At 62.3% G+C, this 16,562-nt stretch carries 13 protein-coding genes and 1 pseudogene; 6 read left to right on the top strand and 8 right to left on the bottom strand.

The window, feature by feature from the left end:
- From CBW50_RS24160 to CBW50_RS24140, 5 genes are all read right to left on the bottom strand, one after another.
- Positions 1–445 (bottom strand): pilus assembly protein N-terminal domain-containing protein (locus CBW50_RS24160; protein WP_172404872.1); only part of this gene is annotated, 445 nt, incomplete at its 3' end.
- 27 nt (positions 446–472) lie between these two features.
- A complete protein-coding gene (gene cpaB, locus CBW50_RS24155) occupies positions 473–1,327 on the bottom strand; it encodes a Flp pilus assembly protein CpaB (protein ID WP_086147879.1) in 855 nt (284 codons plus the stop codon).
- Complete coding sequence (locus CBW50_RS24150) at positions 1,324–2,697, bottom strand: ATPase (RefSeq protein ID WP_086147878.1); 1,374 nt, start codon at positions 2,695–2,697, stop codon at positions 1,324–1,326. The genes cpaB and CBW50_RS24150 overlap by 4 nt, the downstream gene beginning before the upstream one ends.
- Positions 2,698–2,790: 93 nt before the next feature.
- Positions 2,791–3,324: a prepilin peptidase gene (locus tag CBW50_RS24145; RefSeq protein WP_086147877.1), complete on the bottom strand. Its 534-nt coding sequence runs from the start codon at positions 3,322–3,324 to the stop codon at positions 2,791–2,793.
- A gap of 54 nt (positions 3,325–3,378) precedes the next feature.
- On the bottom strand, positions 3,379–3,561 hold the full coding sequence (locus CBW50_RS24140; RefSeq protein WP_076564995.1) for a Flp family type IVb pilin: 183 nt from the start codon (positions 3,559–3,561) through the stop codon (positions 3,379–3,381).
- A 480-nt stretch (positions 3,562–4,041) separates the two neighbouring features.
- On the opposite strand from CBW50_RS24140, the gene CBW50_RS24135 reads away from it, so the two are divergent.
- Entirely contained in the window at positions 4,042–5,088 is a 1,047-nt protein-coding gene (locus CBW50_RS24135; RefSeq protein WP_086147876.1) for a GGDEF domain-containing protein, read from the top strand.
- A gap of 130 nt (positions 5,089–5,218) precedes the next feature.
- Here the strand turns inward: CBW50_RS24135 and CBW50_RS24130 are convergent, their stop codons facing one another.
- Positions 5,219–6,445 (bottom strand): HD-GYP domain-containing protein, encoded by a 1,227-nt coding sequence (locus CBW50_RS24130; protein ID WP_086147875.1) that lies wholly within the window; start codon positions 6,443–6,445, stop codon positions 5,219–5,221.
- A gap of 172 nt (positions 6,446–6,617) precedes the next feature.
- On the opposite strand from CBW50_RS24130, the gene CBW50_RS24125 reads away from it, so the two are divergent.
- The 4 genes and pseudogenes from CBW50_RS24125 to CBW50_RS24110 form a co-directional block, all read left to right on the top strand.
- Positions 6,618–7,553: a LysR substrate-binding domain-containing protein gene (locus CBW50_RS24125; protein ID WP_086147874.1), complete on the top strand. Its 936-nt coding sequence runs from the start codon at positions 6,618–6,620 to the stop codon at positions 7,551–7,553.
- Between the two features lie 186 nt (positions 7,554–7,739).
- Positions 7,740–8,786 carry a hypothetical protein gene (locus CBW50_RS24120; protein WP_139842617.1) on the top strand — a complete coding sequence of 349 codons (1,047 nt, stop codon included), beginning with the start codon at positions 7,740–7,742 and terminating at the stop codon, positions 8,784–8,786.
- 242 nt (positions 8,787–9,028) lie between these two features.
- Positions 9,029–12,625, top strand: coding sequence for an indolepyruvate ferredoxin oxidoreductase family protein (locus CBW50_RS24115; RefSeq protein WP_086147872.1), 3,597 nt, complete (start codon positions 9,029–9,031; stop codon positions 12,623–12,625).
- Positions 12,626–13,020: 395 nt separating this feature from the next.
- Positions 13,021–13,344: pseudogene (locus tag CBW50_RS24110) on the top strand (helix-turn-helix domain-containing protein); the annotation flags it as partial.
- A 256-nt stretch (positions 13,345–13,600) separates the two neighbouring features.
- On the opposite strand, the gene CBW50_RS24105 reads toward CBW50_RS24110, so the two are convergent.
- Positions 13,601–14,611, bottom strand: a complete 1,011-nt coding sequence (locus tag CBW50_RS24105) for a substrate-binding domain-containing protein (RefSeq protein WP_086147871.1) — start codon at positions 14,609–14,611, stop codon at positions 13,601–13,603.
- A 435-nt stretch (positions 14,612–15,046) separates the two neighbouring features.
- Here CBW50_RS24105 and CBW50_RS24100 point away from each other — a divergent pair, with 435 nt between their 5' ends.
- Positions 15,047–15,379, top strand: coding sequence for a hypothetical protein (locus CBW50_RS24100; RefSeq protein WP_139842616.1), 333 nt, complete (start codon positions 15,047–15,049; stop codon positions 15,377–15,379).
- Between the two features lies 1 nt (position 15,380).
- On the opposite strand, the gene CBW50_RS24095 is transcribed toward CBW50_RS24100, so the two are convergent.
- A complete protein-coding gene (locus tag CBW50_RS24095; RefSeq protein ID WP_216356405.1) occupies positions 15,381–16,424 on the bottom strand; it encodes an MBL fold metallo-hydrolase in 1,044 nt (347 codons plus the stop codon).
- Positions 16,425–16,562 lie beyond the last annotated feature (138 nt).

Below are 16,562 nucleotides of genomic sequence, written 5' to 3'. Positions count from 1 at the left end.
CCAGCTCGGTGGCGCGCAGCACGGCGCCCGCATCCTGCACCGTGCCCGACAGCACCAGGGTATCGGCCACGGCCGTCACGCGGATGGCTTTTTCTTCCGGCATCAGGGCCGCCAGGGTCGCCTGCAGGCCGGCCGGGTCCATGCTGACGCCGACGTTGACGACGCTGCACACGCCGCTCTTGCCCTGGATGATCATGTTGGTGCTGCCCACGTCGACACCGACCACATATAAAGTGTCGGGCGCCACCAGCATGGCTTGCACGACGGCCGGATTGCCGACGCTGCGCGCCAGCACCGCCTCGGGCAGGCGCAACATGCTCGACTTGCCCACCTGCAGCTGCAAGTTGCCGGGCGTGGCCGCTTCGCCGCCGCAGCGCGGGCCAGGTTCAGCCGCTGCCGGCAGGCACGACAGCAGGCAGCAGAGTGTCAGCAGGGCGCGGTTCATGAGCGTGTCCATGGTTGAGCGGGGCAACTAAAAACATTCGCGCGACTGGCGCGTCCCATCGATGACGGTGCTGCACTGGCGCACGGGTTCCGGCCGCGCCTTCGCCACGCGCGCCGGACGCGGCGCCACGGCGGCGACAGGCACAAGCGCGGGAGCGGGCTCGGCTTCGTGCGGACCGCCCAGCAGGGTCAGCTTGGTGGCGCCTTCCGTCACGCCCGGCCGCGGGTCGACCTGGTTGCGCAGCACCAGCGACAGGCTGCCCACGCTGCGCGCCAGGTCCAGGTTTTCCGCCTGTTCCGGCGTCACTTCCAGGGTCACCGCATTGACCACGCGCGGCTTGGTCTCGTCGCGCCCCACCTCCTGCGCCACGGCCAGCACGAGGATGCGTTCGAGCACGATCTTGGAAATATTGCGGCTTTGCGGAAACGCGCGGTCGCCCGCATCCTGCTGGGTGCTGACGATGATGTCGACATAGTTGCCCGGCAAGGCGAAGCCGGCCACGCCGATCACGTCGTTGACGCGCACGGTGATGGCGCGCCGCCCTTCCGTGATCAGGGCCGACAGGCCGCCCAGGGTGCCCGCCGGGGCCAGCTTGGCTTCGCTCAGCGGCTCGCCGCGCAGCACGCTGGTCTTCAGCACCCGCCCCGCCAGTTTTGCCGGGTCTTGCAGCGCCCCTTGCGGCAGGCTTTCCGCCGGCCACTCGGCCAGGCGCAGCATGTCCGGCGTCAGGCGCTGGCCCAGGTTGACGTCGCTGGCGGCGACGACGATCTTGCCCTTGCCGGCCGGCGTCTGGCGCAGCAGCCAATGCGACGCCAGCAGCACCGCCAGCAAGCCCAGCACGACTGCCAGGCCCATCATCAGGATGGCGCGCCGGTTCTTCATGCGATACGCTCGCACAGGCTGGCGGACGGCATGTCGCAGCTGGCAAACAGGCTGCTCCAGGCCTGCTCCAGGGCGGCGACCGTCAGACGCGCTTCGCAGCCGGCAAAGCCCGCGAAGTCGGTGATGCGCGCCAGCAATTCGCCGGGATAGCTGGCCAGCAGGGGCCGTCCCTGCGCGCCATGGAGCTGCTGCAGCAGGTAAGTCAATACCTGCTCGTCAAACGCGATGCCCGCCACCCGGCATTGCTGGCGGAACAGGGCGCGGTAGGCGCTGTCGGCCAGCGGTCCCACCTGCACCTTGTAGCCGATGCGGCGCAGCAAGGCTGGATCGAACAGCTCGCCCGGCGGCACATTCGTGGCCAGCACGAGCGCATTGTCGAAAGGCATGCTCAGCTTCACGCCACCAGGCAGGCCCAGCTGGTCGCTGCCCCGCGCCAGCGGCTGCATCAGCCGCGTCAGCAGTTCTTGCGCGCCCAGGCGCTGGCGCCCCAGGTCGTCGATGATCAGCATGCCGTTGTTGGCCCGCACATGGGGCGGCGCCTGGTAGCAGCCGCCGCTGGCGTCATGGCGCAGCTCCAGCATGTCGGCGTCGAGCTCGGCGCCCACGTGGATCACGGGGCGCTGGCACAGCACCCAGCGGATGTCCGTGCTGCGCCGCTCCAGCGCCTGGCGCGCATGGCTGACATGCTGCGGCGCGGGCGGCTGGTGCTGCGCCGGATCGTACAGCTGGATGATGTCGTGGCCGACGACGATGGCGTAGGGCACGGCCACCAGGCCGTGCAGCAATTGTCCCAGCTGCAGCGCCAGGGTCGACTTGCCGCTGCCGGGCGGACCGTACAGCAGCAGCGAGCGGCCCGAATACAGGGCCGCACCCACCATGTCGAGCATGCCCGGCCCCGCATGCGCGCCGCCGAGCACGACCGCCAGGTCGTCGCTGGCCACGCGCTGCTCCTGCGCCTGCCACGACTGGCGCGCCACCATGGCGCGGTAAGCGTCGAGCGTGACGGGCGCCGCGCCGATGTAGGCGCAGCGCTCGAGAAAAGCGCAGGCGCGCTGCTTGCCGGCCCCAGTCAGCTGGTACTGCACGTCGATCTCGGACTCGCCGCGCCAGGCCACTTCCACCATCTGCTCCGTCACCATGAAGTCGAGCACTTCGCGCAGGACATTGATCGACAGGCGCAAACGCGTGGTCAGCACGGACAGGTGCGTCTTGCCGCTCACAAACATCAGCTTGGCGATCAGTTCGACCACCAGCTGGCGCTCCAGCCCCGTTTCACGCAGGCTTTTCGGCTGCGGCGGCAAGGGCGGCATCAGGTTCGCGTCGGCGGGACGCGGCACACTGTCGGTGGTGGAATAGTCGACCTCGGTCATGCTGCGTCTCCTAGCCGGTTAAGACTGCATTGAACAGATTTCATTCTAGCGAGCAGGGGCGCACGCCCATTGATCAAGAGCAATGAATGCGACTCAGAAATACTGGCGTCCCTGCACGGCCAGGCAGCCCAGGGCGATGGCCAGGCCGTAGGGCATATTGCCCACGCTGGCATGGCTGTCGAGCTGCGTGGGAGCCAGGGCAATGCCGGCCGTGCGCGCGATCATCGGCCACAGCAGCTGGCGCAGATTGCGCAGGCAGGCGCGCCATTTGCCCTGCCAGGTAATCATCAGCACGGCCATCAGGCCGCCCAATAGAAAGGTGGCAAAACAGATCTGCAGCACGGGCCAGGGGCCGGCAAAAGCGCCCGCCATGGCGATCAGCTTGACGTCGCCGGCGGCCATGCCGCGCAGCACGTACAGCGGCAAGAACAGGAAGAATCCCGTGGCCATGCCGCCCAGCCACAGCGGCGCCAGTTGTTGCGGCCACAGCCACAAATGCAGGGCCAGCGCGGTGACGATGCCGGACAACACCAAGGCATTCGGAATCTTGCGGTGGATCAAATCACTGACGGCGGCGGCCGTCACAAAAAACAACAACAGCAGGTCGCACAAGGCAGTTGCAGGCATGGCATACCTCCCGAAGAAAAACCCGCTGCCGGCCGGCCGGCAGCGGGCACCCGCTTAGGGCGTCAGCACCAGGTTCGACGAAATGTCGGTGAGAACGGCCAGCAAGTTGGTCTTGATCAGCAAGAAACCGGCCGTGATGGCGGTTGCCATCAATGCCGCGATCAGGCCGTATTCGATTGCCGTAATGCCATCCTCATCCTTGATAAACTGCTGTGCTGCCGACAGGAAGGTATGCATGACAAGCTCCCAAAAAGTGAATCACAAGTCCCTGGCGCAATCGGGTGTGAAACATTGCCCTTTCCTGCTAATATGTTTCCTGCCGTAAATTTCTGCGCCATTGCATTGACTATAAAGCGTCCACGTTTCGGCAAATTGACGCGCCACAAGTTTCCATATGGAAATTATCAAACCTTGTGAAAATGACGGCTGGCGCAGACAAATGTTGCGCTGAGGATTGAAAGCCTGCGTCAGGGCACTTTTTGCAACGCGCTGCATCAATATCATGTATTTACATGAAATATTGCATACGTTAATTGCCTATTAGGCAAAAAGACATTATCCTGCTTAGCTCTTCTTTGGAAAGGCCTCTCGCCCGGCGGTACAGAGCGTCATGCCACCAAATAAATCTTGGCTTCTTGTAGACGGACGCGAACATGCTCTTGCTTGATGCAATGCTGGTATGACGACACTTGTGTGACTACTTTCCAGAGAACGACAATGGATTCCCTACTGAAACACATGGTGGATATGACAGGGCACCGCGATCACACGATGCTCGACATCTCCGTGATCTCGGCCGTCCAGGAACTCGCTTCCGCGTCGCAGACCCGTGTGCTGGCCCTGACCACCGTGCGTGGCCAGGTGTTCGTGCGGTCGCGGGCCATCATCGTGGCGGGCAACGTTGCCCGCATGGAAGACAATGCCGATCCGGCGCTGCCGGGCGAACCGCTGTCCGACTACCCGGCGCTGGCCGCCTGCATCCATCGCCATGAAGCGAGCGCCGATACCCTGTGCGCCGACGGCCGCCACCTGCTGTGGCTGCCCATCTGGATCGGCGACCAGGTCACCACCTGCCTGGAAATCACCAACCCCACGCCGTACACGGGCGCCACCATCCAGGTGATCGGCGGCATTGTCAGCGTCTACCGCAATTTCCAGAACCTGCTCGACTACAGCGAACGCGATTCGCTGACCGGCTTATTGAATCGCAAGACCTTCGACGACCAGCTGGCGAAAATCCTGCAAAACCGCGGCGAGCCGGAAGCGGACAAGCCGCGTCCCGTCGAGGAAGAGCGGCGCCACCATTCCGATACGGAACGGCAGTGGCTGGCCGTGATCGACGTCGACCATTTTAAATTGGTCAACGATAAGTTCGGCCACCTGTACGGCGATGAAGTGCTGATCCTGATCGCCAACCAGCTGCAATCGTCGTTCCGCTCGCAAGACCGCATCTTCCGCTTCGGCGGCGAGGAATTCGTCGTGCTGCTGCGCTCGATCACCCTGGAAAATGCGCAGAAAATCATCGACCGCTTCCGCACCAACGTCGAGGCGCACGACTTCCCGCAAGTGGGCAAAGTCACCGTCAGCGTGGGCTTCGTCAGCATCAACGCCTACGAGGCGCCCGTCATCATCCTCGGCCGCGCCGACCAGGCGCTGTACTACGCGAAAAGCCACGGCCGCAACCTGGCTTGCCACTACGACGAGCTGGTCGCCAAGGGCTTGCTCACCACCATCGCCTCGAACGATACGGCGGAATTTTTCTGATCTCCTGAAGATGCGCGCCTGAGCGTCCATGGCGGCGTTGCCGTTGCTTGCCGTACCAGTCGTCCTGTCTTCGCGCCAGCGCCTCGCCCTGACGTTTTTCAGGCGCTCTTTTTCAAAGAGCCCACATCGTTCATGCATCCGCCAGCGATAAAAAGCGCATGGGATCGACCTGCCACCTGGCGGCCGACTCATGGCCGACGATCTTGTCGGCGCCGCCGAAGCCGAAGCCGCGCGACAGGTCGACCGTCTCGGGCTTGATGTAGGTCTTGCTTTTCGTACTGAAGAATACGTTGACTTTCGGCGCCAGCAGATTGCTTTCGTGCGCTTCGATGACGACGGCCAGGCGGCCCGATTCCAGCATCACCATGGTGCCCACCGGATAGATCCCCACGCAGCGCATGAAGTCCTGCGCAAACACGGGGTTGAAATGGAATTTGCTCCACTCATAAATCTTGCGCAGGGCTTCGGCGGCGGCGATGCCCTTGTGATAGCTGCGGTCCGACGTCAGCGCGTCGTACACGTCGACGATGGCGGCCATCTGCGCCAGTTCGCTGATGGCGTCGCCGGCCAGCTGGTCCGGGTAGCCGCTGCCGTCGCGCCGCTCGTGGTGGTGCAGGGCGATGTCGAGCGGAATGGCGCCCAGCTCGGGCGAGCGGCACAGGATGTCGTAGCCGTCGCGCGGATGGCGCTTGATCAGGGCAAATTCCTCGGGCGTCAAGGGACCCGGCTTGTTCAGCACGCTGTCGGGCACCAGCGCCTTGCCCGTGTCGTGCAGCAAGCCGCCCAGGCCCGCTTGGTGCGTGGCCGTGGCGTCGAGTCCGCGTGAGCGGCAAAACGCCACCAGCAGCGCGCACACGCTGACGGAATGCAGGAAGGTATAGTCATCCTTGGTCTTGATGCGCAACAAGCCGACGAGGGCGCCGGGATTGCGCAGGATCGATTCGGTGATATCCTGCACCGTGTGCTGCACGCGGTCGAGCTCGACGGCCTTGCCCAGGCGCACATCGGCCATCACCGTGCGCACCAGGCTTGAGGCCTGCCGCCGCAGCTGCGTGGCGCGCGCCAGTTCCATGCCCAGCGACACGCGCGTGACCACCTGCGGCGCCGTGGCGATCTGCACCAGTTCACGCTCCGTTTCGGCGCGCGCCTGCGCCACCGTGGGCGCATCCTGCACGTCGAGGCCCTTGCCGCTGTCGATCACCACGTCGTGGATGCCGGCCTGCACGATCTTGCGGATTTCATCGTCGCTGCGCAACAGGAAACGGTTGCGCACGAATGGATGCGTCATCCAGTCGCAGCTGAGGTCATGGATGTACATGCCCACTTTTAATTGCGCGGAATCAACTTTCTTAAGCATGCTTTCATCCCACGATAAACGGCTGGAGCACCGAAGGCGCTAGAATGAGTATAACAAAATTGTTATTCTGCGGGCCGCGTTCGGCACTGCAGCGCAACATGCCGTTTTTCCTTACACCGCACTGTTGCCGGCACTCATGCCGCGCAGCAAGGCACGCACCGCTTCGTGACCCATGGAACTGCGCCAATTACGCTACTTTGTTGCCATCGTCGACCACGGCTCGCTGTCGCGCGCGGCCCTGATCCTGCACGTGGCGCAGCCGGCCCTGACGCAGCAGCTGCGCCAGCTGGAAGAGGAACTGGGCGTGCAGCTGCTGCACCGCTCGGCCCAGGGCGTACTCAGCACGGACGCGGGCAAGGTGTTTTACGAACATGCGCAGGCCATCCTCAAGCAGGTGGCCGACGCCCGCTCGGCCGTCACGCAAAGCGCCGCGCGGCCGTCCGGCAATGTCACCCTGGGCTTGCCACACAGCATCTCCGGCGCGCTGGCCCTGCCCCTGCTGCTGGCCGCGCGCGAACGCTACCCCGAAATCACGCTGCAGCTGACGGAAGAAATCACGGGCAACCTGAACGAACAGCTGAAATCGGGGCGCATCAACCTGGCCGTGCTGTTCGACGACGGCCAGCTCACGCCGTTTGCCTGCAGCCCCCTGGTGGAAGAAGAGATGCGTTTTATCTGCCGCAGCGATTCGCCGTTCGCGCCCGACGGCCGCGCCCTGTCGCTGAAACAGGCGCTGGCCGCCACCCTGATCCTGCCGGGCCTGCAGCATGGCGTGCGCCCGCGCATCGACAGCCGCGCCCGCGAACTGGGACTGGAGGCGGCCAATGTGATCGAGATCAACTCGATCGCCATCCTGAAATCGGCCATCCTGGCCGGCATGGGCGCCACCATCCTGCCGGCCGCGCCCCTGCTGGCCGAACTCGACAGCGGCGCCATGCGCAGCTACGCCATCCACAGTCCCGTGCTGTCGCGCACGGTGGCCCTGTGCGCGTCAAAAAATATACCGCTGACGAACGCGGGCAACGCCGTAAAGCACCTCGTGCTGCAGGTGGCCGCCGAGCTGTGCGGCAGCGGGCGCTGGGTGGGGGCGCACGTGCTGGCCGCATAGTATCGTCCGCACATCGCCATGCTAAAAATACTATCAATTATTTCCATAAAGAAATATCATACCGCATTATCTATTTCATAATAATGCCTTATGCCATACCTTCGCCCTCTCTTGTCTTGCCTGTTTGTCTGCACGGGCGCCCTTGGCGCATGGCATGGCGCCATGGCCGGCGTGCCAGAAAAATCCATGCCCGCCTTCGAATTGCTGCTGCGCGAGGTCACGCAGCCCATCAAGAATGAGGATATCGACGTCGTCGTCTTCATGTCGCCGGAAGAATGCACGCCGGCCACCACCAAGAACCTGTTTGGCAAAGTCTTGGCGGCAGACAATACTTCCATGCTGCACAGCTGGACTTGCCGCGCACTGATGGAAGCGGCCGCCGATCCCACGCAAAAGCTGGCGTTCATCCCCACGCTGTCGAGCGTGAAGCAGCCTTCCGCCCTGGCTACCGCGCAGGCATTGCCAGCGAGCCCGACGGGACGCCGCTATGCCGCCCTCGTCGACTGGCATATCGAGAACGTCTCGTCGACGTCGAGCTGCAGCTTCATCGCCTGTGTGTTTTCCTTCACCATGAGCAGCGAAATCGCCGTCGTCGACCGCCTCGACAACAAGTTGATCTGGCACTCGATCCAGAACATCCCCAATTCCATCTTCTCCGACCACTATGATGAAAAGACCGGCCCGGCCATGGGCGCGCAGGCGATCTCCAGGGCGCTCACTCCCGTGCTGGGGGAAAACTGGGCGCAGCTCGCCGACGCCGCCGGCGTGCTGCGCAGCACGGCGCTGGAAGCGGACCCCGCCATCGCCCCTCCTGGCACGGCCCTGAACACCAAAGCCAACCTGGTCATCTTCAACGACTACAGCAACAGCAGCAAGCACAGCAGCGACGCGTACGTGGGGCGCTATTACAGTCTGAAGGGGCAGCACTTGCCGAAAAAGGCCAATCTCACCTTTTACAATGCCGTCTACAGAAGCTACGTTGCCTTGCAATTAGTCCCCGGGAAGTACGACATCTCGTTCACGGCAGAACCGTATGGCGTGGAGATCCAGGCCGGCGGCGCGCCCGTGTATCTGCGTTTATCCAAGGGGATGTTCAACAAGACGAATGTGGACAGAATCGATGCCGGAGAAGCCCTGGCACTGGCCCTGAAATCGACCAATCTGCTCTTGCCGGAAGCGACGCCCGCCTCCCACCCGCAGCGGCCCCGTCCGGTTTTCTGGACGCAGCCCTAAGCGGGCACGGCAGCCAGGGCCTGTCTTGCGGCGCGAGGCAGGCCATCATTTTTTCTTATACCCCCATCGGCAAAGCGTATTTGCCCCTTCCCCACGGTCGTTCTACACTGACCACATTAACTATTTTAAATTTAAAATAGTTATGTGCCGCCCACACGCGGCCATCCCGTCTGCACAGCGCGCGCCTTACCGGGCGCGCCCCTTGTACAGCCGTCATCTGAAACACCCTTTTGGAGACAGCCATGTCCGTGACCACGGAAAACGGCTCCGCAGCGTTCGCTAGAAACGCCGGTGCCGCGCCATCTACGCCCCCCGACACTTCCCGTTTGACCACCGTCAGCCTCGACGACAAATACACGGCCACTTCCGGCGCCATCTTCCTGTCCGGCATCCAGGCCCTCGTGCGCCTGCCCATGATGCAGCGCCTGCGCGACCAGGCCGCGGGCCTGAACACGGCCGGCTTCATTTCCGGCTACCGCGGCTCGCCCCTGGGCGGCCTCGATGAAAACCTGTGGAAAGCCAAGAAACAGCTGGAAGCGCACCACGTGCAGTTCGTGCCCGGCGTCAACGAAGACCTGGCCGCCACGGCCGTCTGGGGTTCGCAGCAGGTCGACCTGATCGGCCCGGCCAAGTACGACGGCGTGTTCGCCATGTGGTACGGCAAGGGCCCGGGCGTGGACCGCTGCGGCGATGTCTTCAAGCACATGAACCATGCGGGAACGTCCAAACTGGGCGGCGTGCTGCTGGTGGCCGGCGACGACCACGGCGCATATTCGTCGACCCTGCCGCACCAGTCCGACCATCTGTTCTCGGCCTCGATGATCCCCGTCCTGTATCCATGCAATGTGCAGGAATACCTGGACCTGGGCATCCACGGCTGGGCCATGTCGCGCTTTTCCGGCTGCACGGTGGCCTTCAAGGCCCTGGCCGACACGGTCGAATCGTCCGCTTCCATCGACGCCGACCCGTTCCGCGTGGAAGTCAAGATTCCGCAGGACTTCCACATGCCCGAAGGCGGCCTGAACGCGCGCCTGTCGAGCATCCCGCTGGGCCAGCAGGCGCGCAACCAGGAAGCGCTGATGCAGGACTACAAGATCTATGCGGCCCTGGCCTACGCGCGCGAAAACAAGCTCAACCACACCACCATCAACAGTCCGAACGCCAAGCTGGGCATCATTGCGTCCGGCAAATCGTATCTGGATGTGCTCGAAGCGCTGGAAGAGCTGGGCATCGACGAGCAGATGGCGGCCGACGTGGGCTTGCGCCTGTTCAAGGTGGCCATGCCGTGGCCGCTGGAACCGGACAGCGTGCGTGAGTTTGCGCAAGGTCTCGATGAAATTCTCGTGGTAGAAGAGAAACGTCAGATCGTCGAATACCAGTTGAAAGAACAACTCTACAACTGGCGCGACGACGTGCGCCCCCGTGTCATCGGCAAGTTCGACGAAAAGGGCGAATGGGTGGCGCCGCGCGGTGAATGGCTGTTGACCTCGAAGGCCGACTTTTCCGTCTCGCAAGTGGCGCGTGTCATCGCCAGCCGCATCGCGCGCCTGATTTCCGACCCCGTCACCTGCGACCTGATCAAGGCAAGATTAAGTTTCCTCGACGCCAAGGATGCGGTATTAAAGAAAGCCGTGAACACGCCGTTCCGCCCCGCCTTCTACTGCTCCGGCTGCCCGCACAACACGTCGACCAAGGTGCCCGACGGCAGCCTGGCCCTGGCCGGCATCGGCTGCCACGTGATGGCCACGTCGATCTACCCGGAAATGAACAAGCTGACCACGCACATGGGCGGCGAAGGCGCGCCGTGGATAGGCCAGGCCGCGTTTTCCGAACTGCCGCACGTGTTCCAGAACCTGGGCGACGGCACGTATTTCCACTCCGGCTACCTGGCCATCCGCGCCGCCCAGGCGGCCAAGGTCAATATCACTTACAAGATACTGTACAACGACGCCGTCGCCATGACGGGCGGCCAGCCCGTGGACGGCTTGATTACCGTACCGATGATGGCGCAGCAGGTGGCGGCCGAAGGCATCGCCCGCATCGCGCTGGTGACGGAAGATTTATCACGCTACAGCGACCGCAGCAACCTGCCCGCCCACGTGACCTTGCACGACCGCAAGGACATGGACGCCGTGCAGCGCGAATTGCGCGAAGTACAAGGCGTGTCCGTGCTGATCTACGACCAGACCTGTGCCGCCGAAAAACGCCGGAGAAGGAAAAAAGGCGAATATCCGGACCTTGCCAAACGCATGGTCATCAACGACGCCGTCTGCGAAGGCTGCGGCGACTGCGGCGTGCAGTCGAACTGCGTGTCCATCCTGCCGAAAGAGACGGAATTTGGCCGCAAGCGCACCATCGACCAATCCTCGTGCAACAAGGATTATTCGTGCGCCAAGGGTTTCTGCCCCAGCTTCGTCACCGTCGAGGGCGGCAGCCTGAAGAAGACCAAGACAGGCGCGGGCAAGCCGGGCGAGACGGACGACTTCGGCCAACTGCCGGAACCGGTACTGCCCGCCTGCGAGGCGCCGTACAACATCCTCATCAACGGCATCGGCGGCACCGGCGTCATCACCGTCGGCGCGCTGATGGGCATGGCGGCCCACCTGGAAGGCAAGGGCGCCTCCGTGCTGGACATGACGGGCATGTCGCAAAAGAATGGTTCCGTCACCTCGCACGTGAAAATCGCCAAGTCCCCCGCCCACATCCGTGCCCAGCGCATCGCCACGGGCGAAGCGGACCTGATTCTGGGCTGCGACATGCTGACGGCCGGCGCGCAGGATGCCGTGTCGAAAATGCGCCCGGGTAGAAGCCTGGCCGTCGTCAACCTGCACGAGCAGCCGCCGGGCACGTTTGCGCAAAATGCGGACTGGCAATATCCAACGGCGGAAGTACGCCAGCTGATCGAAGAATCCGTGGGCGGCGCGGACGCGGCCGACTTCATCGACGCGACGAAACTGGCCACCGCACTGATGGGCGATTCGATTGCCGCCAACCTGTTCATGCTCGGCTACGCCTGGCAAAAGGGCCGCATCCCGTTGACGCAAGCGGCCCTGCTGCGTGCCATCGAACTCAATGGCGTGGGCATCGAGTCGAACAAGAAGAGCTTTTTGTGGGGCCGCCGCGCCGCCGTCGACGTGCGCAAGGTGACCCAGATCGCCACGCCGTCGCAGGCGATCATCGTGCAAATGCCGCAAAGCCTCGATAGCGTCATCAAGAAGCGCGTGGAATTCCTCACCGCGTATCAAAACGCCGCATATGCGGATGGCTACGTGACCCTGGTCAAACAGGTACGCGACCGCGAAAATACCCTGGGACTGGGCCAGAAGCTGTCGACGGCCGTCGCCAAGAGCTACTTCAAGCTGCTGGCCTACAAGGACGAGTACGAAGTGGCGCGTTTGTACACGGATGGCCGTTTCGTGGAACAGTTGCAGCAGCAGTTCGAAGGCAACTTCTCCGTCAAATTCAACCTGGCGCCGCCGCTGTTTGCCAAGAAAGATGCGAAGGGGCACCTGGTGAAAGCGGAGTTCGGTTCCTGGATGTGGCGCGCCTTCCAGCTGCTGGCGAAAGCCAAGGGGCTAAGGGGCGGCAGCTTCGACGTCTTCGGTTATACGGCCGAGCGCAAGATGGAGCGCGCGCTGATCGTCGAATACCGCGAACTGCTGGCAGGCCTGCTGGCCAACCTGACGGCGGACAATATCGCCACCTGCGTGGAACTGGCGTCGTTGCCCGAAAAAATCCGCGGCTTCGGCCACGTCAAGGAAGCGGCTGTCGCCACGTATCGCCACGACAAGGCGAGATTGCTGGCAAAGCTGGCTGATGGGAGCAAGCACGCGGCCTAGGTGACTCTGGAATACAACGCTGCCAGGTGGCTTGCCTGGCAGCGTTGTATTCACTATCCTGATCCTGCCATTTATTTCACTCGCTTTATCACACCAGAAAAACGACAGACGCAAAATAACCATAAAAATCAGCCGCTTACAATCACATGGTAAAACATTGGGTCGTCCAGGTAATAGCGCTACTTAAGGGATCCCGTACCCCATGAGATCAATGAACTGGACTGGAAACTATCGTTGTCCGGCAACAAAGAGCGCTTAATCGAACATCTGATCGCCTTCTCCAATTGTCTGTTGATTTGCAGCGAAATCTGACCCACTTCACCGCATAATTTGCACACGAAACTGACCCACGTATAAGACACAATCCTGCTCATGACATTGAGTGGGGAATTGGAGTGATCGACGTGGCATTACTAGGCATTATTCGACGCTGGCACATTCGCGACCAGGTCCCTTTGAGAGAGATAGCCAGGCGTTTGGGCATCTCTAGAAACACCGTCCGACGCTATCTGCGATCGGAAACCATTGAGCCAGCCTACTCTGAGCGGCGCTCCGTCCGGGCCATCGACAAATACGCGTTTCAGCTTTCTGCGCTCCTAAAAACCGAGGCGGCGCGATCACGCAAGCAGCGGCGCACGCTGAAACAGATCCATGAAGACTTGAAGGAATTGGGATTTGAGGGGTCTTACGACAGGGTCGCGGCGTTCGCGAGGACATGGAGGGAGGGTCAAACTGAGAGGGTCAATCCGGCCAGCAAACGAACAGCTTGCTATCAACATGCCGTTTTGCAGTATTTTTCCAGCCAGACATTGACCAATACCACCTTGCGTACCCGCTTCAAGGTCAGCGAGCGCCAGCGCAATCAAATCACCAACTTGATCGCCGATGCTGTCGCAGCGGGACGCATCAAGCGCAAGGACAGCACCAGCGGCAATAAATTCGCGGAATACGTCCCATACTGGGCATGAGCCGATGTCAATCCGCGCAGCGCCCCACGGTGGCCCCCGGCAACAGCACCGGTTGCCAGATTTCCTGCAGCCGTTCCGGCGGCGTACCGGCCAGCAAGGATTGCAGCATTTCCACCATCTTGGCGCCGGCGCGGCGCAGGTCGGGCTGGTCGATGGTGGTGACGTTGATGCCGATCAAGGTATCTTCCACATTGCCCCAGACGATGACGGAGATTTCCTTGCCGATCTCGATGCCGGCATCCATCAGGGCGCGCACCACGCCCACGCCGGACAGGTGGTTGTCGACGATGACGGCCGTCGGGCGCGGCGAGCAAGCCAGCAATTGCTGCATGGCCTGGTAGCCGCTGCGGCGATCAAAAGTGTTGTCGAGCAGATAGCGGGGGTCGGCTTGCAAGCCCGCCTGCGCCATGCAACGGATAAAACTTTCCTTGCGCTCATAGGCGAAATGCAAATCCAGCGGCGCACTCAGCAAGGCGATGCGCTGGTGGCCATGGGCCAACAGGAAGGATAGGGCCAGGTCGATGCCCGTATCGTTGTCGTAGTCAAAATACGCGTAGGGCGCATCGATGCGTGTGCGGCCGTTCGCCACAAACGGAAAATCCACCTTCGTCAGGTAGGCGATGCGCTCGTCGACCACCCTGGTGCGGCCCACCACGAGGCCGTCGACCTGGCGTCCGCGCACCATGGTTTCATACGAGGGCTGTTCGTTCTGCGGCGACACGGGGGCGATGATGAGGCTCATCTTCGACGCTTCGACGGCGTCCGACATGCCATTCACGACGGACAGGAAGACGCTGTCGCCCAGGTCGCTGGGCAGCAGGGGATAGATCATGCCCAGCACGTTGGTGCGGCCGACGGCCAGGCTGCGCGCCAGCGGGTTGGGCCGGTAGCCTACCTTCTTGGCGGCCGCCAGGACGATTTCACGGGTGCGGGAATTGACTTCCGGATAGCCGTTCAACGCCCTGCTGACTGTCGTTTTCGACATGCCGAGGGCAATTGCGAGGCTCTTGAGATTCATGTATTAACTACCTGTCTGTACGGCAAAAGAAACCAACTCTGACCGTCAATTATAGCCCAGAGCGTCAAACAGGCAGCGCAGTACTGCACATCAACATGGTATAAAAACAACAATGCATTGACTATTTAAAAAGCAATATTTTAAATGTGGCCACTTTTACCATCCGCCCAGCGCGGCATGGCCGATGGCAGACGGCGCGGTGAGGCAAACGGAAGCGGGTACTCACTATGCCAACGGCCCGGGCACCGTCATCTTGCGATTGCAGCAACGCCGGGCGCGCACGATAAAATTATCAAGAAAACATATTTACTGGAACTGTGCGAGAATTTGTCCTATTCTTGATTCAGGTAAAGATTACCTGCAGACATGTCGCGCCTCCCGGCTGGCGCTTTCTTCTTCTGCGCATGCCTGGGCATACTTTCAAAGGTGAATAATGTGGTCTCGCTAACTTCCGTCAACAATGTGCAGGCATCGCTGGCCACGGCGCAGCGGAGAGTCGAGCAAGGCCAGAACCAGGTGCAGCGCGACAGCGAACAGCTGGCGCAAAGCCGCCAGTTGCTGAGCCGGGAAAAAGAACAGTTGAGCCAAGCCCAGCGCAGCAGCCAGCAAGCCGAGGCCAGCGCCCAGCCCGCCGTCAAGGCGCCGCAGCTGGACCAGGCGATCAAGGTGGCCGTGCCGCAGCAATTGACTCAGGCGGCGCCGAAAAGCACGCCCCAGCTGAACGGCTATGGCCAGGCCCTGGGGCGCCTGATCGACGTGACGGCGTAAATTACCGCAGCATTTCCTCTTCCAGCATCGCCAGCCACCACTTTTCGCCCGGCTTCGGCTGCCGCAAATCCACCGTCTCGCCCATCCGCGGCGTGGCCAGGTGCACGCGCTGTTTTGCCGCCAGGCCCGTGATGCGGTCGAACGGTTCATGCCAGGCGTGCAGTCCCAGGTCGAACGTGCCGTTATGCACGGGCATGAGCCACTTGCCGCGCAAGTCCAGGTGCGCCTGCAGGGTTTCCTCGGGCTGCATGTGCACGTCCGGCCACAGCTTGTCATACGCGCCCGTCTCGATCATGGTCACGTCGAACGGGCCGTACTTGTCGCCGATCTGCTGGAATCCATCGAAATAGCCGGAGTCGCCGCTGAAAAACACGCGCACGTCGGGCGCGTCGATGACCCACGACGCCCACAGGGTTTGATTGCCGTCAAACAGGCCCCGTCCCGAGAAGTGCTGCGACGGCGTCGCCACCAGCTTCACGCCGGCTATCGTCGTGCCCTGCCACCAGTCGAACTGGCGCACCTTGGCGGCCGGCACGCCCCAGGACACCAGGGTATCGCCCACGCCCAGCGGCGTGACAAAGTGCGCCGTCTTGGCCGCCAGCTGCAGCACGGCCGCATGGTCGAGGTGGTCGTAATGGTCGTGCGACAGGATGACGGCCTTGATCGGCGGCAAGTCGGCGATGCCGATGGGCGGCTGGTGGAAACGCTTCGGACCTGCCCACTGGACCGGCGAGGCGCGCTCGGAAAACACGGGGTCGGTGAGAAAGAACTCATTGTTCAGTTTCAACAGCAGCGTTGAATGGCCGAGGCGAAACAGGCTGTTGTCCGGTGCGGCCAGCAGCTGCGCCCGGGTCAGCGCTTGCACGGGCACGGCAGCGGCCGGCACGGTGCTGTCAGGCTTGTCAAAGAAGAAAGTCCACATCAGCTTGAGCGTGGCCGCCGTGCCCAGCTTGTGCATCTGCACGGGATTGCGGAACTTGCCTTCGTGGCGTTGCGCCGATTCGGTCGGTGCGGCAGGCGCGGCGCGCAAGGTGCAAGAACTCATGATGATCAGGACTCCCAAGAATAAGATGCGGTGCATATGCGATCCGGTCTATGAAACACAAGGATTAAATTACACTACACAGTGTAGTTCCTATTTCTGGCAAAGTAAACCAGGAGGTGTAAAATATTGTTTTCAAAG

Origin of the sequence: Janthinobacterium sp. GW458P (assembly GCF_002127585.1) — a bacterium.
GTDB lineage: Bacteria > Pseudomonadota > Gammaproteobacteria > Burkholderiales > Burkholderiaceae_D > Janthinobacterium.
Note: the sequence above shows the minus strand (reverse complement) of the source record. Positions and strands in the feature narration are given on the sequence as shown.